This is a genomic window from Propioniciclava sp. MC1595 (assembly GCF_017569205.1).
Lineage (GTDB): Bacteria > Actinomycetota > Actinomycetes > Propionibacteriales > Propionibacteriaceae > Propioniciclava.
This window is the reverse complement of sequence record NZ_CP071870.1, coordinates 1,293,619-1,311,192: the sequence shown is the minus strand read 5'-3', so window position 1 is coordinate 1,311,192 and position 17,574 is coordinate 1,293,619. Positions and strand designations below refer to the sequence as shown.

17 protein-coding genes are annotated in these 17,574 nt (G+C 72.6%); 9 read left to right on the top strand and 8 right to left on the bottom strand.

The window, feature by feature from the left end:
- Positions 1-12: 12 nt before the first annotated feature.
- Together purN and J4N02_RS06180 are read right to left on the bottom strand one after the other, a co-directional pair.
- Complete coding sequence (gene purN, locus J4N02_RS06185; protein ID WP_188333240.1) at positions 13-588, bottom strand: phosphoribosylglycinamide formyltransferase; 576 nt, start codon at positions 586-588, stop codon at positions 13-15.
- Between the two features lie 4 nt (positions 589-592).
- Entirely contained in the window at positions 593-1,849 is a 1,257-nt protein-coding gene (locus tag J4N02_RS06180) for a DUF6350 family protein (protein ID WP_188333241.1), read from the bottom strand.
- A gap of 100 nt (positions 1,850-1,949) precedes the next feature.
- Between J4N02_RS06180 and J4N02_RS06175 the strand changes: the two genes are divergently transcribed.
- Complete coding sequence (locus J4N02_RS06175) at positions 1,950-3,548, top strand: hypothetical protein (RefSeq protein ID WP_188333242.1); 1,599 nt, start codon at positions 1,950-1,952, stop codon at positions 3,546-3,548.
- A gap of 12 nt (positions 3,549-3,560) precedes the next feature.
- Here J4N02_RS06175 and sucD read toward each other — a convergent pair whose 3' ends face one another.
- Both sucD and sucC read right to left on the bottom strand, forming a co-directional pair.
- Complete coding sequence (gene sucD, locus J4N02_RS06170) at positions 3,561-4,442, bottom strand: succinate--CoA ligase subunit alpha (protein WP_188333243.1); 882 nt, start codon at positions 4,440-4,442, stop codon at positions 3,561-3,563.
- Position 4,443: 1 nt separating this feature from the next.
- Positions 4,444-5,628: an ADP-forming succinate--CoA ligase subunit beta gene (gene sucC, locus J4N02_RS06165; protein WP_188333244.1), complete on the bottom strand. Its 1,185-nt coding sequence runs from the start codon at positions 5,626-5,628 to the stop codon at positions 4,444-4,446.
- A 242-nt stretch (positions 5,629-5,870) separates the two neighbouring features.
- Here sucC and J4N02_RS06160 point away from each other — a divergent pair, with 242 nt between their 5' ends.
- Complete coding sequence (locus J4N02_RS06160; protein WP_208091148.1) at positions 5,871-6,770, top strand: M23 family metallopeptidase; 900 nt, start codon at positions 5,871-5,873, stop codon at positions 6,768-6,770.
- 1 nt (position 6,771) lies between these two features.
- On the opposite strand, the gene pcrA is transcribed toward J4N02_RS06160, so the two are convergent.
- Positions 6,772-9,192 (bottom strand): DNA helicase PcrA, encoded by a 2,421-nt coding sequence (pcrA, locus tag J4N02_RS06155; protein WP_188333245.1) that lies wholly within the window; start codon positions 9,190-9,192, stop codon positions 6,772-6,774.
- Between the two features lie 46 nt (positions 9,193-9,238).
- Here pcrA and J4N02_RS06150 point away from each other — a divergent pair, with 46 nt between their 5' ends.
- The gene (locus tag J4N02_RS06150; RefSeq protein WP_188333246.1) at positions 9,239-10,468 is read left to right on the top strand and encodes a phosphatidylserine/phosphatidylglycerophosphate/cardiolipin synthase family protein; all 1,230 of its coding nucleotides are present in this window, start codon (positions 9,239-9,241) and stop codon (positions 10,466-10,468) included.
- Between the two features lie 91 nt (positions 10,469-10,559).
- On the top strand, positions 10,560-10,820 hold the full coding sequence (locus tag J4N02_RS06145; protein ID WP_188333247.1) for a GlsB/YeaQ/YmgE family stress response membrane protein: 261 nt from the start codon (positions 10,560-10,562) through the stop codon (positions 10,818-10,820).
- A gap of 64 nt (positions 10,821-10,884) precedes the next feature.
- On the opposite strand, the gene J4N02_RS06140 is transcribed toward J4N02_RS06145, so the two are convergent.
- Positions 10,885-11,595: a response regulator transcription factor gene (locus J4N02_RS06140; RefSeq protein WP_182815006.1), complete on the bottom strand. Its 711-nt coding sequence runs from the start codon at positions 11,593-11,595 to the stop codon at positions 10,885-10,887.
- A complete protein-coding gene (locus J4N02_RS06135) occupies positions 11,592-12,863 on the bottom strand; it encodes an ATP-binding protein (RefSeq protein ID WP_188333248.1) in 1,272 nt (423 codons plus the stop codon). Before J4N02_RS06135 ends, J4N02_RS06140 begins: the two co-directional genes overlap by 4 nt.
- 87 nt (positions 12,864-12,950) lie before the next feature.
- Here J4N02_RS06135 and J4N02_RS06130 point away from each other — a divergent pair, with 87 nt between their 5' ends.
- Genes J4N02_RS06130 through J4N02_RS06120 form a run of 3 tightly spaced genes read left to right on the top strand, consistent with a single transcriptional unit; the run spans position 12,951 to position 14,582 of the window.
- On the top strand, positions 12,951-14,129 hold the full coding sequence (locus J4N02_RS06130; RefSeq protein WP_182815008.1) for a PspC domain-containing protein: 1,179 nt from the start codon (positions 12,951-12,953) through the stop codon (positions 14,127-14,129).
- Complete coding sequence (locus J4N02_RS06125) at positions 14,126-14,305, top strand: hypothetical protein (protein ID WP_182815009.1); 180 nt, start codon at positions 14,126-14,128, stop codon at positions 14,303-14,305. Before J4N02_RS06130 ends, J4N02_RS06125 begins: the two co-directional genes overlap by 4 nt.
- Before the next feature lie 37 nt (positions 14,306-14,342).
- Positions 14,343-14,582, top strand: coding sequence for a PspC domain-containing protein (locus tag J4N02_RS06120; protein WP_182815010.1), 240 nt, complete (start codon positions 14,343-14,345; stop codon positions 14,580-14,582).
- A gap of 4 nt (positions 14,583-14,586) precedes the next feature.
- Here the strand turns inward: J4N02_RS06120 and J4N02_RS06115 are convergent, their stop codons facing one another.
- A complete protein-coding gene (locus J4N02_RS06115) occupies positions 14,587-15,468 on the bottom strand; it encodes an oxygenase MpaB family protein (protein ID WP_182815011.1) in 882 nt (293 codons plus the stop codon).
- Between the two features lie 119 nt (positions 15,469-15,587).
- On the opposite strand from J4N02_RS06115, the gene J4N02_RS06110 reads away from it, so the two are divergent.
- Positions 15,588-15,875 carry an RNA polymerase sigma factor gene (locus tag J4N02_RS06110; RefSeq protein WP_208091147.1) on the top strand — a complete coding sequence of 96 codons (288 nt, stop codon included), beginning with the start codon at positions 15,588-15,590 and terminating at the stop codon, positions 15,873-15,875.
- Between the two features lie 39 nt (positions 15,876-15,914).
- Positions 15,915-17,570, top strand: coding sequence for a long-chain-fatty-acid--CoA ligase (locus J4N02_RS06105; RefSeq protein ID WP_243760888.1), 1,656 nt, complete (start codon positions 15,915-15,917; stop codon positions 17,568-17,570).
- Positions 17,571-17,574: the final 4 nt, after the last annotated feature.

Here is a 17,574-nt window from a genome sequence, read left to right as displayed (position 1 = left end):
GTTCCTTCTTCCTCAGTTGCGCGCCGCGGCGAGCGCGTTCACGGTGTCGACGAGCAGGCGGCGCTCGGCGACCTTGATGCGTTCGTGCAGGGTGTCCTCGGTGTCCCCGGGCTCCACCCGGACGGCCACCTGGTCGAGGATGCGGCCGGTGTCGACCCCGGCGTCCACCTCGAAGATCGTGCAGCCGGTGACCTTCACGCCGTGGGCCAGCGCGTCCCGGACGCCGTGGGCGCCGGGGAAGCTGGGCAGCAGGGCGGGGTGCGTATTGACGAAGCGGCCGGCGAAGCGGTCGAGGAACGCCGGGCCGCACAGCTTCATGAAGCCGGCGCTGACCACCAGGTCGGGGGTGTGGGCGGCGCAGGCCTCGCTGAGGGCGGCGTCCCAGTCGGCCCGCTCGGCGAAGTCGCCGAGCCGCACGACGAAGGTGGGGACGCCGGCCCGCTCGGCACGGGCCAGGCCCTCGATGCCGGGACGGTCGGCGCCGACGGCGACGACCTCGGCCGCGAGGTCACCGGACGCCTGCGCGTCGAGCAGTGCCTGCAGCAGGGTCCCCGCACCGGAGACCAGGACGAGGAGCCGCAACGTCATGGGCTCACCCTATTGCAGCGGGCTCCTCGACCGGCGCCGGGGTCGACCGGCGGGAGAGCCACAGGGCGCGGCCCAGCCCGTACAGGGCCCCGGCCGCGGCCAGCGGCAGGGTCGCCCAGAGCAGCAGGTCGGGCAGGCGGGGGCCCATCCCGGCGAGCCGCTCGACGCCGAGGTCGCCGCCGGAGAACAGGGAGAACACGATCCAGGCCAGGCCGGGGGCGACGCCGGCGACGGCCCCCTGCCACAGCCCGGTCAGCCAGGCGTGGCCGCTGCCCCGCAGCAGCCACCACGCGGACGCCGCGGCCGCGGCCAGCCCGACCACCAGCCACGCGTGGTCGGCGACGCCGGGGACGCTCGGGACGGCACCCAGGACGGGGATCGCCGGGAGGACGGTGGGTTCGACGACGCCGGGGGCGACCAGCCCCTCGGGACCCAGGGTCACCCCGGCGCCGAGGACGAAGGCGCCCGCCCACGCGAGCAGGTTGGGCAGGTAGGCCACCTGCACGAGGGTGAGCACGACCGCGCCCACGCCGTCGGGCGCCAGCGCCCCGTGGAGGTCGCTCACGCGGTCGAGGTGGGCGACCAGGGTCATGACGAGGGCCGCGAGCGAGCCCAGCGCGAGGACCCCGACACCCAGGCCGATGGCGCGCGGGAGGCGGCGCGTCCACGCGGGGAGGCCCTCGAACAGGTCGAGGCCCAGGCCCAGCACGGCGCCGGGCGCGGCCCCGGCCAGCGGGACGAGCAGCAGGCCCGGGATCGCCTGGCCCAGCTGCCCCGGGCTGCCGACCACCACGGCGAGGATCCCGCCGACGAGCACGTACGCGCCGACGCACGCCCCCACGACGCTCGCCCACGCGATGGCCCGCTGCGAACGGGGGGCGCCGTCCTCGAGGTCGTACTGCGCCGCGGCGTGGTGGGCCGCGAACCCGCACCCGAGCGCCAACAGCTGCGTCGCGCCCAGCGGGACGAGCCGGACGGTCGCACCGGCCAGCCCACCCGGGACGCCGTGCAGCACCAGCCAGCCCTGCCCGATCGTGCCGAACACCTCGGCGGCGGGGACGTGCACGGCGGTGAGCCACGAGACGCTGACCAGGGCACCCACGAGCACCCAGCCGACGAGGGCCACGGCCGCCGTCCACGCCACCGCGGCGAGCAGCCACGGGACGGCCGGGAACCGGGAGTGCTCCTCCGGCGCCGGCTCGCTGGGAGAGGCCACGGTGAGGCCCACGGGCGTGTGGCGGGGGTCCAAGGGCGTGCGCATGATGGGTCCATGGTCGCCCGCGGGGCGCGTGGTGGCCGTGGGGACACGCCCCTCCTTGGTAAAGTCGGGGCGTTCAGGAGGCACGACGAACGGGAGGAACATGTCCGAGCAGGGTGACCCGACCCCGCGCCGTGCGCTGCCGCCACGCGACGACGAGCCCGAGGACGCCGTCGACGACGGTCCCGCCCCGCGTCGCGGCGAGTGGTCGGCGACCGGCCCCGGCGCCGAGTCGACCCCCTCCCGTGCCGGCACCCCGATCCCGCCGCCCGCCGTCCTGCCCGTCCCCGACGTCGCGCCCGCGAGCGCCGGCCGCCGCTTCTCGGCGGTGGACCTGCCCGAGGACGAGGACCGCCCGCTCCCCCGCCGCTCAGCCCTCTCCCCGGCCGCGACCCGGGCGATGTCCCCCCGCACCCCCGACAGCCCCGTCGCCCCCGCCGCCGATGCGCCCGCGCCGCGCAGCTACAAGGGCTTGGCCATCGGCATCGTCGCCGCCCTCGTCGTGGCCGCCATCGCGATCACCGCTTTCGTGCTGGCCAACCCGGGCTCCGGGCGTCCGGCCCCGACCCCCACCCCGACGGTCGACCCCGTGGCCACCTACCTGCTGCAGCCCGAGGACCTGGCCGCCGTCCGCCCCGACGTGACCTGGACCGCTGCGGCGACGGTCACCGAGCCCGACGCGTCCACCCCGGCCGCGAAGTGCCTGGCCCCCGTGCTCGAGGCCGAGACTCAGCCGGTGGACACCATGGTCCGCACCTTCTCCCCCGAGAGTGGTGCGGCCGCCGGCCTGCTCCACCAGGTGGAGACCTACGCCACGCCCGAGGAGGCCGTCGCGGCCTACGCGGCACGCGCCGAGCAGCTGGGCACGTGCGAGCGCAACACCGCCTGGGTGCAGGCCGGCGCCCAGGTGACCGGGCTGTCCGACGAGGCCACCGGTTCCACGCTCGTGCTCCAGGGCGAGACGCCCGAGTACCACACGCTGCTGCTGAGCCGCACCGGCACCCGGGTCAACATCGTCGACGCCACCCAGGCCGAGGCCGCCCTCGAGCCGGCCGCGCTGCTGCCGGTCCTCGCCGCGGTGTCGACGCGCCAGTGCACCGACACGGGCACCTGCCCGGCCTCCCCGGCCACCACCCCGGGCGTCCCGCCGGCCGTCGAGCCCCTCGGCTACCTCGCCGGGGTCGACCTGCCGCGCATCACGGCCGGCGCCGGCGTGTGGCGGGGTGCCCCGATGTCGGCCGCGGTGAACACCACCGGCTCGCGTTGCGAGGGCATCGACCTCAAGACCGCCCCCGCGGGTGCGGTGAAGGTCCAGGAGCGCACGGTCATGCTCCAGGACGACGCCGCGGCCCCGCCCCTGTTCGGCGTCGACGAGCTCCTGTTCTCGTACAACACACCCGAGGAGGCCAACGCGTTCGCGGCGTCGCTGTCGGCCAACATCGACGACTGCGCGGCCCGCACCGGCACGGCCGAGGTGGCGCGCACCGCCGACCTGACCGGCCCCGGCACGGGGCCGGCCTGGGTCGTGACCCGCAAGACTGACGAGGCCGACTCCACCGCCCGGTACCGGGTCGCGGTGATCGCGGCCGGCAACCACGTCATCTACCTGATGGCCAACCCGACGCCGGAGTTCGACTTCGCCGACGACGCGTGGCACGGGGTGGCGCTGCGCGCGGCCGAACGCCTCACGCAGCTGCCCTGACCCCGCGGGGCCTCAGCGGCCCTTCATGATGTCGCGGACCAGCTGGGCGGTCTCGCTCGGCGTCCGGCCGACCTTGACGCCCGCCTTCTCCAGCGCGACCTTCTTGGCCTGCGCGGTGCCCGACGACCCCGACACGATCGCGCCCGCGTGGCCCATGGTGCGGCCCTCGGGTGCGGTGAAACCGGCGACGTAGGCGACGACCGGCTTGGTGACGTGCTTGCGGATGTACTCGGCCGCACGCTCCTCGGCGTCGCCGCCGATCTCGCCGATCATCACGATGGAGTCGGTCTCGGGGTCCTCCTCAAACGCGGCGAGCGCGTCGATGTGCGTGGTCCCGATGACCGGGTCGCCGCCGATGCCGATGCAGGAGCTGAAGCCGATGTCGCCCAGCTCGAACATCATCTGGTAGGTCAGCGTGCCCGACTTGCTCACCAGGCCGATGTGGCCCGAGCGCGCGATGTTCGGCGGGATGATGCCCACGTTGGAGCGCCCGGGCGAGATGAGTCCGGGGCAGTTGGGCCCGATGAGCCGCACGCCCTTCTCCTCCGCCGCCGCGCGGAACTCGGCGGTGTCCTTGACCGGGATGCCCTCGGTGATGACGACGACGAGCTCGATGCCGGCGTCGATGGCGTCCATGACGGCCTGCTTGGCGAAGGGCGGCGGCACGAACACGCAGGAGACGTTGGCGCCCGTGGCGTGCTTGGCCTCCCGCACGGTGTTGAACACCGGGATCGGGTCCTCCTCGAAGGTCACCGACTGCCCGCCCTTGCCGGGGGTCACGCCGGCCACGATCCGCGTGCCGAACATCAGCATGCGGTTGGTGTGCTTGCGCCCCTCGGTGCCGGTCATGCCCTGCACGATCACCTTGCTGCGGTGGTCCAGCCAGATGGCCATGTCACTTCCCTTCCATGGCCGCGCTGGCCAGTTCCGCGGCCGTGCGGGCCGCCTCGTCCATCGTCTCGACCACCTTGACCAGCGGGTGCGCGTACTCCTCGAGCATCGCGCGGCCGACCTCGACCGCGTTGCCGTCGAGGCGCACGACGATCGGCTTGGAGGCCCGGTGGCCCAGCTGCTTGAGCGCCTCCCGGATGCCCTTGGCGACCTCGGAGCAGGCGGTGATGCCACCGAACACGTTCACGAACACGACCTCGACCTGCGGGTCGGACAGGATGATGTCCAGGCCGTCGGCCATGACCTGCGCCGAGGCGCCGCCGCCGATGTCGAGGAAGTTGGCCGGCTTCGGGCTGCCCGGCAGGTCCTCGCCCGCGTAGGCGACCACGTCGAGCGTGCTCATCACGAGGCCCGCGCCATTGCCGATGACGCCGACCTGGCCGTCGAGCTTGACGTAGTTGAGGTCCTTTTCCCGGGCGCGCAGCTCGAGCGGGTCGATCGCGGTGGCGTCGACGAGCTCCTCGCGCTCGGGGTGACGGAAGTCGGCGTTGTCGTCGAGGGTGACCTTGCCGTCGAGCGCGATGATCCGCCCGTCCCCGGTCTTCACCAGGGGGTTGACCTCGACCAGCGTGGCGTCCGCCTCGCGGTACACGTCACCCAGCTTGACCAGCACGTCGGTCACCTGGTCGGCGATGTCCTCGGCGAACCCGACCTTGGCGACGATCTCGGACGCCGCGGCCTCGTCCAGGCCCGTGCGGGGGTCGAGGTTCAGCTTGACCAGCGCCTCGGGGCGCTCCTCGGCCAGCTGCTCGATCTCGACGCCGCCCTCCAGGCTGCACATCGCCAAGTAGTTGCGGTTGGCGCGGTCCAGCAGCACCGAGAAGTAGTACTCCTCGGCGATGTCGGCACCCTCGGCGACCATGACGGCCTCGACGAGGTGCCCCTTGATGTCCATCCCCAGGATCGCGCGGGCGTGCTTCTCCGCCTCGTCGGGCGACTTCGCCAGCTTGACGCCGCCGGCCTTGCCGCGGCCGCCGGCCTTGACCTGCGCCTTGACGACCACGACGCCGCCGCCCAGTTGCTCGGCTGCGGCCCGGGCCTCGCCGGGTGTGCGGGCCACGATGCCCCGCAGCACCGGGACGCCGTGGGCCTCGAAGAGGTCCCGCGCCTGGTACTCGAAAAGATCCATGATCTCCCGTCCTCGTGCGTGCCGCCTCGGCGCGGCAACTCCCGCACGAGGGTACCGGCCGCCCCCAACCCGTGGCACCCCCCTCACGGGGGGGTCTTTGCCACGTCCTCGAGGGGCGTCCGCGACAACAAGCTGAGAAGATTTCTGAGAATCACACAGGAACTGCTAGGGTCTCCTTGGCCCCGTAGGGAGGGGCTGCCGGGGGATCACCCGGCGGAGAGTTTCTCAGGAAGGCACACCGCGTGGCACGACAGGTCCAGGGCTCCTACCAGCCTCGCTGCGCCATCGTCGACCCCGACCAGGCCTTCAACGACGAGACCACCCTCCCCCGTCGCCTCGCCCGCCGCAGCCGCTTCGTGCGTGGCGGCATCGCGCTGGGTGCCGCCGGCATCGTCGGCGCCCTGGCCGTGATCACCCCCGGCCTGGCGCAGAACGCCGCCGCCAGCAACGCCCCCGCGCCCACCGTCGTCGGCGAGGTCGACCCCACGGTCCGCGTGGGCACCACCGACGCCTTCGTCACCCGCGCCGCCTCCACCGACCGCGACCTCTCCCGCGAGGAGCAGGCGTCGGTCTCGGTCAGCGAGGCCGTCACCCAGCGCGCCGCCCAGCTCGACGAGGTGGGCCAGAAGGTCGCCGAGGCGCAGGCGTCCGTCGCCGCCCAGGTCCGCAGCGAGACCCTCGCCAACACCGGCACCGCGATCGACGCCGAGGCCGAGCGGTTCGCGTCCATGAAGTTCTTCTGGCCGACCGAGGGCGAGATCAGCTCGCCGTGGGGCATGCGCCTGCACCCGATCCTGCGCTACACCCGCCTGCACGGTGGCGCCGACATCGGCGGTGCCGTGGGCGCCCCGATCTACGCGGTCGCCGACGGCGTCGTGACCAAGGCCGCCCAGGGCTACAACGGCGGCTCGGGCAACAACGTGCGCATCGACCACGGCCAGATGGACGGCCAGAACATCGAGACCTCGTACCTCCACATGAACTCGATCTCGGTCTCCGACGGCCAGAAGGTCAAGAAGGGCCAGCAGATCGGCACCGTCGGCAACACCGGCCTGTCGACCGCCCCGCACCTGCACTTCTCGGTGTACGTGAACGGCGCGAACTCCGACCCGGCGCCGTTCCTCTACGCCGGGCGCCGCTGACCTACAGCTTCTCCATCGGTGCGTGCTTGACCGACAGCTTCTTCAGGCCCGCCGACCCGAAGTCGACGATCACCTTCAGCTTGTCGCCGGCACCCTCGGTGGCCGTCACGCGGCCCATCCCGAACGTGGTGTGCAGGACCTTGTCCCCCGTCGCCAGCGCGGCCACGACCTTGGGTGCGGCCGGCTTGGAGCCGAACCCGACCGTGCTGCGCCACGACTGCTCGTTGCGGCGTGAGGCGCTGGACGCCCAGCCCCCGACCTGGCTGCCCAGGCGGCGCCAGTCCACCAGGTGCGCCGGGATCTCGCCGATGAACCGGCTCGCCGGGTTGTACTGCGGCTGGCCCCACATCACGCGCACGGTCGAACGGGTCAGGTAGAGCCGCTGGCGGGCGCGCGTGATGCCGACGTAGGCCAGGCGGCGCTCCTCGGCCAGCTCGGCGGGGTCGGTCATGGCCCGCATGTGCGGGAAGATCCCGTCCTCGAACCCGGTCAGGAACACCACGGGGAACTCCAGGCCCTTGGCGGTGTGCAGCGTCATCAGGGTGACGACGCCCTGGTCGTCGTCGGCGTCGGGGATCTGGTCGGAGTCGGCCACCAGCGCCACCCGCTCCAGGAAGGCCGGGAGCGAGTCGTCGGGTTCCGGCGAGCCCAGCAGCCCCGACTCCCCCGGGCCGACGTCCTCGGTGTGCGCCGCGGCGACGAACTCGCCGGCGACGCTGACGAACTCGATGACGTTCTCCAGGCGGGTCTGGTCCTGCGGGTCCTCGGAGTGCTCGAGCTCGTCGAGGTAGCCCGAGGCAGCCAGGATCGAGGACAGGATCCGGTCCGCGCTGGTGCCGTCGGCGACCATCGTGCGGTGCTCGGCCATCATGGCCGCGAAGGACGCCAGCTGCTTGGCCGAGCGCGGGGCCAGGCCCTGGACCTCGTCGATGCGGTCGAGCGCCTCGCCGAAGGGGATGCGGTGCTCGGCGGCGAACGCCTCCACCAGCGCCTCGGCACGCTCGCCGATGCCGCGCTTGGGCACGTTCAGGATGCGGCGCACGCTGACGTCGTCGGCCCGGTTGGCGATCGAGCGCAGGTAGGCGATCGCGTCGCGCACCTCCCGCCGCTCGTAGAACCGGACGCCCCCGACCACCTTGTACGGCAGCCCGACCCGGATGAAGACCTCCTCGAACGCACGGGACTGCGCGTTGGTGCGGTAGAAGACCGCCACGTCGGAGTACCGGCCGCCCTCGTCGACCAGGCGGTCGACCTCGGTGGCCACGAACTGGGCCTCCTCGTGCTCGGTGTCGGCGACGTACCCGGTGACGAGGTCGCCGTCGCCCGCGTCGGACCACAGCCGCTTGGCAGGACGCCCCTCGTTGCGCTCGATCACCGCGTTCGCCGCGGTGAGGATCGTCTGGGTCGAGCGGTAGTTCTGCTCCAGCAGGATCGTGCGCGCACCGGGGAAGTCCTCGCCGAACGCGAGGATGTTGCGGATCGTCGCGCCCCGGAACGCGTAGATCGACTGGTCGGAGTCGCCGACCACCATCAGCTCGGGCGGCTCCTGCTCGCCCTCGACGCCCTCGGCCGCGCCGCAGAGCTCGCGCACGAGCACGTACTGGGCGTGGTTGGTGTCCTGGTACTCGTCGACGAGCACGTGCCGGAACCGGCGGCGGTACTTCTCCCTCAGGTCAGGGTTCGCCTGCAGCAGGTGGACCGTCGTCATGATGATGTCGTCGAAGTCGAGGGCGTTCGCGGCCACGAGGCGGCGCTGGTACTCCGCGTAGGCCTCGGCGTACACGGCGTCGTTGCCCGCCCCGGCGTCCCGGGCGGCCGACTCGAAGTCGACCAGTTCGTTCTTCCAGTTCGACACCGCGTTCATCACGGTGCGCACCGGGTAGCGCTTGGGGTCGAGGCCCATGTCGCGGCACACGAGCGACATCAGGCGCTTGGAGTCGGTGTCGTCGTAGATGGAGAAGGTGCGCGACATCCCGAAGCGGTCGATGTCGGAGCGCAGGATCCGCACGCACGCCGAGTGGAACGTGGACACCCACATCAGGCGCGCCCGGTTGCCGACCAGCTCCTCCACGCGGTGGCGCATCTCGGCGGCGGCCTTGTTGGTGAAGGTGATCGCCAGCACCGAGCCCGGGTGGACGCCCCGCTCCCCGATCAGCCACGCGATCCGCCGGGTCAGCACCCGCGTCTTGCCCGAGCCCGCGCCGGCCACGACCAGCACCGGCGAACCTGCGTGGACCACGGCCTCCTTCTGCGGCGGGTTCAGGCCCTCCAGCAGCTCCTCGGGCGTCGGACGCCGGCGCTTCGGCTCGCGGGCGGGCACCGCGTCGGCCGCACCCGCGGCGTCCGGACGGGCCCGCAGCACGGGCGCGGACTCGGGCTCGGGCGGGGCGTCGAACGAGAAGAGGTCGGGCAGGTCAGTCATGGCCCGGCCAGCCTAGTTGAGCAGCGGCGTCGACTACTGTGTGCCCATGGTGATCGGCGGGTTGAGGACGGCCGTCAAGTTCGGTCTGGCAGGTCTGGCCACCGCGCAGGCCGCGGTGATCGCGACCCTGATGATCGCGGACCGCCGTCGCCGGCGCGGACGCCAGCACGTCGGCTTCCCCACCGCACCTCCGCAGACGATGCCGGCCGACGAGACCGTGGTGACGGTGTACACCAAGGGCCGCGACCTCTACGACGACATGATCGCGGCGATCGACGCCGCCGAGGACACCGTCCTGCTGGAGACCTACATCTGGAAGGGCGACCGCACCGGCCAGCGGTTCAAGCGGGCGGTGACGGCCGCCGCCGAGCGCGGCGTCGCGGTCTACCTCGTCTACGACTCGTTCGCGAACCTGGTGGTCCCGCAGAAGTTCTTCGAGTTCGACCCGCGCATCAACGTGCTGCGCCACCGGCCGTGGACCGGACTGCGCGGCTTCCCGGTGCGGGCCCCCGGGCTCAACCACCGCAAGGTGCTGGTCGTCGACGGCGAGGTGGGGTTCCTGGGCGGCTACAACATCGGTTCGGAGTACGCCACCCGCTGGCGCGACACACACATGCGCCTGGCCGGCCCGGCCGTGGCCGACCTCGAGAACGCCTTCGTCGACTACTGGAACCAGACGAGGTCCAAGAAGCACGACACGCTCCCGCAGCCCGAGGAGCGGCAGTGGGAGTCCCCCATCACGCTGGCCCGCAACGTGCCCAGCCTCGGGGTCTACCCCATCCGTTACATGTACCTGGAGGCCATCGACCGGGCCCGCGAGCGGATCTGGCTGACCCACGCCTACCTGATCCCCGACGACGACCTGATCTTCGCCCTGGTCGAGGCGGTCGAACGCGGCGTCGACGTGCGGATCATCGTCCCCGCCGAGTCCAACCACGTCGTGGCCGACTGGCTGAGCCGGGTCTCCTACCACGCCCTGCTGAGCCGCGGGGTGCGCGTGTTCCTCTACCAGAACGCCATGGTGCACGCGAAGACCGCCACCATCGACAGCGTGTGGTCGACGATCGGCACCGCCAACATCGACCGGCTGAGCCTGGTCGGCAACTACGAGCTCAACGCCGAGATCCTGGACGCCGGCATCGCCGGGATGATGGAGGACATCTTCGCGATGGACATCGGCAACTGCCGGGAGCTGACGCTCGAGGAGTGGGAGGCCCGCCCGCTCGCCGCGAAGGTCTCCGAGGCGATCATCGCGCCGCTGCGCCCCCTGCTCTGACCCCGACCAATCCCGGGGTGCACCTGATTGAACCCTGAAGATACGGCGTGTGGCTAGCCACTTCGATTTTTCCTGCGTTACGGTTCCTCACATGGGAATCATTGGATGGATTGTTCTGGGCCTCCTTGCCGGGGCCATTGCCAAGGCGATCATGCCGGGCACCCAGGGCGGCGGCTGGCTCGCCACGCTCGTCCTCGGCGTCGTCGGCGCCCTGCTCGGTGGCTTCATCGGTAGTGCGATCTTCGACATCGGTCTGGACACCTTCTGGAGCCTCCAGACCTGGATCGTCGCCATTCTCGGCGCGCTGCTGGTGCTGGTCATCTGGGGCTTCGTCACCAAGAACCGTCGCTGACCTCGTACACACAAGGACGGCCCCGGGGGATTTCCCCCGGGGCCGTTCTGCGTCCGGTGACGGATCAGACCAGCTTGCGGTCGGTCGCCCAGCGGGTGAGCTGGTGGCGGTTGGACAGCTGCAGCTTGCGCAGCACCGAGCTGACGTGGGTCTCGACGGTCTTGATCGAGATGAACAGCTCGCGGGCCACCTCCTTGTAGGCGTACCCCCGCGCGATCAGGCGCAGCACCTCGCGCTCGCGCTGGCTCAGCCGGTCCAGCTCCTCGTCGATCGAGGCGATGTCGATGGCGCCGGAGAAGGCGTCCAGCACGAAGCCGGCGAGCCGGGGCGAGAACACCGCGTCCCCGTCGGCGACGCGGCCGATCGCCTCGACGAGCTCGGGGGCCGAGATCGACTTGGTCACGTAACCGCGCGCCCCGGCGCGGATCACGCCGATGACGTCCTCGGCGGCGTCCGACACCGAGACCGCCAGGAAGCGGGTGTCGGGCAGCGTGGCGTGCACCTGCTTGATCACCTCGATGCCGCCACCGCCGGGCATGTGCACGTCGAGGAGCACGACGTCGGGCGTCGTCCGCGTGATCGCCTCCACCGCGGTCGGGACGTCCTCGCCCTCGCCCACGATCGTGACGTACGGGCCGATGTCGTGCTTCACGCCGCTGCGGAACATCGCGTGGTCGTCCACGACGACGACCCGCCGCTGGCGGCTGGCCTGCCCGCCGCCCTCGGGCTGCGTCGGCTGGGCCGGCGTGGTCTCGGGGCCGGTCTGTTCGGTCATCGCCTCATCTCCAGTGTCACTTCGGTTCCTCGTTCCGCCGACGACCGGATCCGGGCCACCCCGTGGTGGCGCGCCATCCGGTCGAGGATGCTGCCGCGGACGCCCATGCGGTCCTCGGCGATCTGCTCGGTGTCGAAGCCCCGCCCGCGATCACGGACGAACACCTCGACCAGTTCCTCTGAGACCTCAGCGTAGACGTCCACCGTGGGGGCGCCCGAGTGCTTGGCCGCATTCAGCACGGCCTCGCGGGCGGCGCGCACGAGCTCGCGCAGCGCCGGGGTGAGGTCGACGTCGTCGCCGACGGTGATGGTCTCGACCTGAACCGGGAAGTTGTCCTCGACCTCCAGCGCCGCCTCGAGCAGGGCCGCGCGCAGGGTGTCGGCGCCCTCGTCCTCGCCGTAGAGCCACTCGCGGAGCTCGCGCTCCTGGCGGCGGGCCAGGCGGGCGACCTCGCGGGGGTCGTCGGCTTGGCGCTGGATCAGGGCCAAAGTCTGGAGCACCGAGTCGTGCAGGTGGGCGGCCATGTCGGCGCGGGCGTCGGAGAGGAGCTTGGCCTCGCGGAGCGCCACGAGCGCCCGGCGGGCCCGCAGCGCCCACGGGGCGGCCAGCAGCACCAGGCCGGCCACGAACAGGCCGAGCCCGACGAGCAAGACGCCCAAGGTGTCCATGGCGGGCATCTGCAGCAGCGTGAGGGTGATCGCGGCGCCCAGCGCGAGGAGGGCGACCACGTGGGCCAGCACGACCGTCCAGTGCGCGGCCACGGTGCGGAACCAGCTGCGCCAGCCGTGCGCCTGGTCCGAGGCCGTGCCCCGGGCCCGGTCCGCCTGCCACCACACCAGCCCGGCGGCCAGGCTCGCGAGCGCCGCGATCAGCAGCCACACCGGGGAGGCTCCCCACCCGAGCGCCTGCAGCAGCCACATGCCGCCGCCGGTCACGAGCGCGAGCGCGACCACCTGGCCGACGTCCCCGCCCCGTGGGCCGGTCGCCTCCTGCGTCCGCATGCCCTGCCGGGTGGCGGCGTCGACCCCGGGGGCCCGCCGCGGGCCCGTCACGGGCGGGATCACGAGCCACAGCAGGAGGTAGACGCCGACCCCGAGGAACTGCCACGCGGCCAGCACGGCGAAGATCGCCCGCAGCACGAGGGGGGCCACGCCGAGGTGCTCGCCCAGTCCCGCGGCCACGCCGGCGACCTGGGCGCGCTCGACGGGGCGCGCGAGGCGGCGCGGCTGGCGTGCCGCGACGTCGTCCCCGTTCGTGGCCTCGAGCATGGCACCCAGCCTAGGGGTCGGCGGGTCAAGGGGCCCTCTCGGGGGAACCCTGAGGGTTTCCGCCGCCCCCCGGACAAGAATGGGGGCATGCCCAACCTCCCCGTGCGTGACCGCTCGGACGCCAAGCTGCTCGGCGTCTGCTCGGCGCTGGCGCGCACGTGGGCGATCGACCCCCTGGTGGTCCGGGTCGCCTTCGTGGTGGTGGGGCTGCTGACCAACGGGTTCGTCCTGGCCGTCTACGCGATGCTGTGGGCGATCCTGCCCGAGCGCGGCGGCGTCGCCCCGCTCCACCGGATGCTCCCCTCCGCCCGGTCCTGGTCGTGGGGCACGCTGGCAACCATCGCCCTGCTCGTCACCGCCGTCGCCGCGGCGGCCACCGGCACCGGCCCCGGCGCGTTCGTCATCTTCGCTCTCGCGTGGCTGATCCTGCGGTTCGGCTTCGCCGGCAGGGGGCCGGGGGCCCGGGCCGCCCAGGCCCCGCTCCCCCCGCCCGTGCCCACCACCCCCTTCGAGCGTTACGCCCAGGTCTGGCAGCAGCGCCTGGCCAACGTCGACGCCGGACGCCCCGCGGACTGGGTCCCCGACGTCGAGGCGGCCGACCCGGCCGGCCTGTACGCGGCCGACAGGCCCTGGGACGCCCCCGCCGCCCGCCCGTCCGCCCCGACCACGCGTCGCCGCGGCCTGCGCACCTGGCTCGGCATCCTCGTGGCCCTCGGCGTGACGTGGGCGGCGCTCTCGTTCGCCACGGCGTCGGGCGAACCCGTCGGCACGCTCGCCTGGTCGGCGGCCACCCTCGTGGTCCTGGGCCTCGCGCTGCTGTTCTCCGCGCGCTCCACCCCGAAGGTGTCGGGGCGCCCGTTCCTCCTGCTGCCCGTCACCGTGCTGGTCGCCGTCGGCACCCTCGTCGCGCTGGTCCCCGGCCAGCTGGTGTCCGACGCCCGCCGCGCCGTGGGGGCCGACGCGACCTCCGCCGCCGACGTCACCCACCTGCCCATCGGCGACCACACCGTCGACCTGTCCGGCCGCGGTCCCGCCGGTGGCGCCCTGCGCTACGAACTGCCGATCGGCGACCTGGTCGTCGTCGTGCCCCGCGAGGGCAACGTCGTGGTCACCGGCTCGGCCGGCGTCGGCGACGTGACCATGCCCGACGGCACCGGCGACGGGTTCAAGGTCGAGCGCGAGTGGCGGCGGGTGACCGACCCCGACGCCCCGGTCCTCACCATCGAGGCCGCCGTCGGCGCCGGCGAGATCGAGGTGCGCTCATGAGGCCCCGCACCGACGTCGTGGCGCTGGTCGTCGGCCTCGTGGCCGTCGCCCTGGGCGCCCTGGGCCTGTGGGCCGCCTTCGGCACCGTCGACTGGGGCGCGGTCGCCGTGGCCGCCCCGGCGTCCCTGGTGGTGTTCGGCCTCGTCGGCCTCATCGCCTCCCGCGGCAAGTCCTGATTTCCCGCACGACCCCACCACCCAGAGAGGAACCACCATGGAGACCAAGTTGACCCGCAGCCGTTCGAACAAGATGATCGCCGGCGTCTGCGGCGGCCTCGCCCAGCAGTTCAACGTCGACGCCAACCTGCTGCGCGTGCTGTTCGTGCTCGCCGGCATCTTCCTGCAGTTCGGCTGGCTCATCTACGTCGCGCTCTGGCTGCTGCTGCCCTACGAGGACGGCGGCCCCACGGGCTTCGACGCCCTGCGCAAGCAGTTCGGCCAGTCGAGCAACTGACCCCTCACGAGGCGGGCGGCGGTGCGGACCGCCGCCCGCTCTCCACGCCTGCGAGTCCCCACCGCACCGTGGCGGCGCCGACGCGCCCCAGCGCCCGGCCGACGGGCACCGGCACCCGGGTGCCGATCAGGTCGCGGGCCCAGTCGGGCAGCACGGCGATCCCCCCGGCGGCCAGCATCCAATAGCCCGGCCGGGCCGCCCACGGCAGGGGCGGCGTCCGCAGCAGGAAGTCGATCGTCTCGGCGGCCGCGTTCGTGAGCTCGAGCTCGGGCAGGAACGACGCGATGACCTCCTCGAGCCCCGCCACCGAGGTCGGCGGCTCGGGCACCCCGAGCAGGCGCGCGGAGACACCGGTCTGCGCGACGTAGGTGTCGGCGTCCGCGTCGGAGAGGGGGCGCGGGCCGTAGGCGCGGTGCGTCCACAGGAAGGCCGCGATCTCGGCGACGTGGATCCAGGTCAGCAGGTGGGGGTCGGAGGCCCGGTAGGGGCGTCCGCGCTCGTCCTTGCCCCGCACCCGCTCGTGCACGCCGCGCACCTGGGCGATGAGCGCCTCGGCGTCAGGGATCGTGCCGTAGGTGACCACCGCGATGTAGTTGCTCGTGCGGTGGAGCCGCCCCCACGGGTCGCCCTTGTAGCCGGAGTGGCCCGCCACCCCCGCCATCGCGAGCGGGTGCAGCGACTGCAGCAGGAGGGCGGCGACCCCGCCGGGGAACATCGCCGCGTCCTCGTGCACCCGCCAGATCGGGTCGGTCGGCACGAACCAGCGCTGGCCCGGCGTGCCCCAGATCTGCAGGCCGCGCTCCCCCGCGTCGCTGCCCGCCACCTTCGAGCGCAGCACCTCACCGAGCGCGCGCTGGGCGACACGGACTCCGGGCACGGGACTCATGGAACCCATCGTGCCCGATCGCGCAACGCCCACAATGGTGTCGTGGCCCCTCCTCGGACTCGACGATCCGACCGTGCAACCTTCCGCGCGGCCCGGGGCGTGGGAAGGGTATGACAGCGATGTCCCCACCCACCCGATCCACCGAGGGACAGGCCCTCGGGTTCGAGGAGTTCGTCGAGCTGCACCAGGTGTCGCTCCGACGCTTCGCCCTCGCGCTCACCGGCAACCCGCACGACGCCGATGACCTGCTCCAGGACACCCTGGTGAAGCTGTACCTGGCCTGGCACCGGCTGGAGGACCACGCCGACCTGCGGGCCTCACCTGCACGATGGCCCTCGACGGGGTCACGTGCACCAACGAGGCCACCGGGCACTCCTTCCACCTCAACCGCGCTGAGGTCACCCTGAAGTGACCCGCGGCATCCGGAATGCGGGACAATGGCGGGCGTGACCAAGCCTGAGTGGACCAAGAACTACCAACCCGGCGTCCCGGCCGAGATCGACCTGCCGGACGAGCCCCTGAGCGCCATGTTCGCGCGCGCCGCCCGCAAGGGCGGCAAGCGCGTGGCGCTGGAGTTCTTCGGCGCCACCACCACCTACCGCGAGCTCGCCGACCAGGTCGACCGGGCCGCGGCGGGGCTGGCGGCGCTCGGCGTCGGTCCCGGCGACCGGGTCGCGATCGTCCTGCCCAACTGCCCCCAGCACGTGGTCGCCTTCTACGCGGTCCTGCGCCTGGGGGCGGTCGTGGTGGAGCACAACCCGCTCTACACGGCGACCGAGCTGGCCACGATGTTCGCCGACCACGGCGCGCGCGTCGCGATCGCCTGGGACGTCGCCGTGCCGAAGCTGCCCACGGTCGAGCACGTGGTCGCGGTCAACCTGCTCGAGGCCTTCCCGACCGTCAAGCGGCTCGCCCTGCACCTGCCCGTGCCGAAGCTGGCCGCCACCCGCAAGCGGCTGCACGCCAAGGCTCCGGGCACCACGCCGTGGAAGCAGCTGGTGGCGCACAAGCCGATCCGCAACTGGGCCGAGCCCACGGCGTCCGACCTCGCGGTGGTGCAGTACACCTCGGGCACGATCGGCGCCTTCAAGGGCGCCATGCTCACCCACCGCAACCTGTACGCGAACGCGCTGCAGGGCGCGGCGTGGATGAAGGACGCGAAGGACGGCAAGGAGACCATCTACGCCGTGCTGCCGATGTTCCACGCGTTCGGGATGACGCTGTACCTGACGTTCGGGATGCTGAAGCGGGCCCGGATCGTGCTGTTCCCGACCTTCGACGTCGACATGGTGCTCGACGCGGCGAAGAAGCGCCCGCCGACGGTGTACTGCGCCGTGCCGCCCATCTACGAGAAGACCGCACGGCGCGCGATCGAGCGGAAGATCTCGCTCAAGTCGGCGAAGTTCTGCATCTCCGGGGCCATGAAGCTGACCGACCCCGTCGTCAAGCTGTGGGAGTCGGTCTCCGGCGGACTGCTCGTCGAGGGCTACGGCCTGACCGAGACCTCCCCGGTGGCGCTGGGCAACCCGTTCTGGCCGACGCGGCGCACCGGGACGATCGGCGTGCCGTTCCCCTCGACGCTGATGAGGGTGGTCGACCCCGACGACCCGACCCGCGAGGTCGCGCAGGGCGAGGAGGGCGAGCTGCTGCTCAAGGGCCCGCAGGTGTTCTCCGGCTACTGGAACGCCCCCGAGGAGACCGCGAAGGCGCTCCTGCCCGACGGCTGGCTGCGCACCGGTGACGTCGTGGTCGTGGACGCCGACGGTTTCACCACGATTGTGGACCGGCTCAAGGAGATCATCGTCACCGGCGGGTTCAACGTCTCGCCCTCGGAGGTCGAGCACGTGCTCGTGGAGCACCCCGACATCAGCGACGTCGCCGTGGTCGGCCTGCAGACCGAGTCGGGCGAGCAGGTGGCCGCCGCGGTCGTGCTGCGCGAGGGCGCGCACCTGGACGTGGCGGCGGTGCGCGCCTGGGCCAAGGAGCGGTTGGCGGCCTACAAGGTGCCGCGGTCGTTCGTCGAGGTCGAGGAACTGCCGAAGTCGATGCTGGGCAAGGTGCTGCGCAAGCAGGTCCGCGAGGCGATCACCTCAGCGAGCTGAACCG

What these genes read in the sequence shown, in the direction of transcription:
- sucD (WP_188333243.1), bottom strand. Translation starts at nt 4,442, where the DNA reads ATGGCCATCTGGCTGGACCACCGCAGCAAGGTGATCGTGCAGGGCATG.
- purN (WP_188333240.1), bottom strand. Translation starts at nt 588, where the DNA reads ATGACGTTGCGGCTCCTCGTCCTGGTCTCCGGTGCGGGGACCCTGCTG.
- J4N02_RS06110 (WP_208091147.1), top strand. Translation starts at nt 15,588, where the DNA reads ATGTCCCCACCCACCCGATCCACCGAGGGACAGGCCCTCGGGTTCGAG.
- J4N02_RS06180 (WP_188333241.1), bottom strand. Translation starts at nt 1,849, where the DNA reads ATGCGCACGCCCTTGGACCCCCGCCACACGCCCGTGGGCCTCACCGTG.
- J4N02_RS06130 (WP_182815008.1), top strand. Translation starts at nt 12,951, where the DNA reads ATGCCCAACCTCCCCGTGCGTGACCGCTCGGACGCCAAGCTGCTCGGC.
- J4N02_RS06125 (WP_182815009.1), top strand. Translation starts at nt 14,126, where the DNA reads ATGAGGCCCCGCACCGACGTCGTGGCGCTGGTCGTCGGCCTCGTGGCC.
- J4N02_RS06115 (WP_182815011.1), bottom strand. Translation starts at nt 15,468, where the DNA reads ATGAGTCCCGTGCCCGGAGTCCGTGTCGCCCAGCGCGCGCTCGGTGAG.
- J4N02_RS06135 (WP_188333248.1), bottom strand. Translation starts at nt 12,863, where the DNA reads ATGCTCGAGGCCACGAACGGGGACGACGTCGCGGCACGCCAGCCGCGC.
- J4N02_RS06150 (WP_188333246.1), top strand. Translation starts at nt 9,239, where the DNA reads ATGGTGATCGGCGGGTTGAGGACGGCCGTCAAGTTCGGTCTGGCAGGT.
- sucC (WP_188333244.1), bottom strand. Translation starts at nt 5,628, where the DNA reads ATGGATCTTTTCGAGTACCAGGCGCGGGACCTCTTCGAGGCCCACGGC.
- J4N02_RS06120 (WP_182815010.1), top strand. Translation starts at nt 14,343, where the DNA reads ATGGAGACCAAGTTGACCCGCAGCCGTTCGAACAAGATGATCGCCGGC.
- pcrA (WP_188333245.1), bottom strand. Translation starts at nt 9,192, where the DNA reads ATGACTGACCTGCCCGACCTCTTCTCGTTCGACGCCCCGCCCGAGCCC.
- J4N02_RS06145 (WP_188333247.1), top strand. Translation starts at nt 10,560, where the DNA reads ATGGGAATCATTGGATGGATTGTTCTGGGCCTCCTTGCCGGGGCCATT.
- J4N02_RS06140 (WP_182815006.1), bottom strand. Translation starts at nt 11,595, where the DNA reads ATGACCGAACAGACCGGCCCCGAGACCACGCCGGCCCAGCCGACGCAG.
- J4N02_RS06175 (WP_188333242.1), top strand. Translation starts at nt 1,950, where the DNA reads ATGTCCGAGCAGGGTGACCCGACCCCGCGCCGTGCGCTGCCGCCACGC.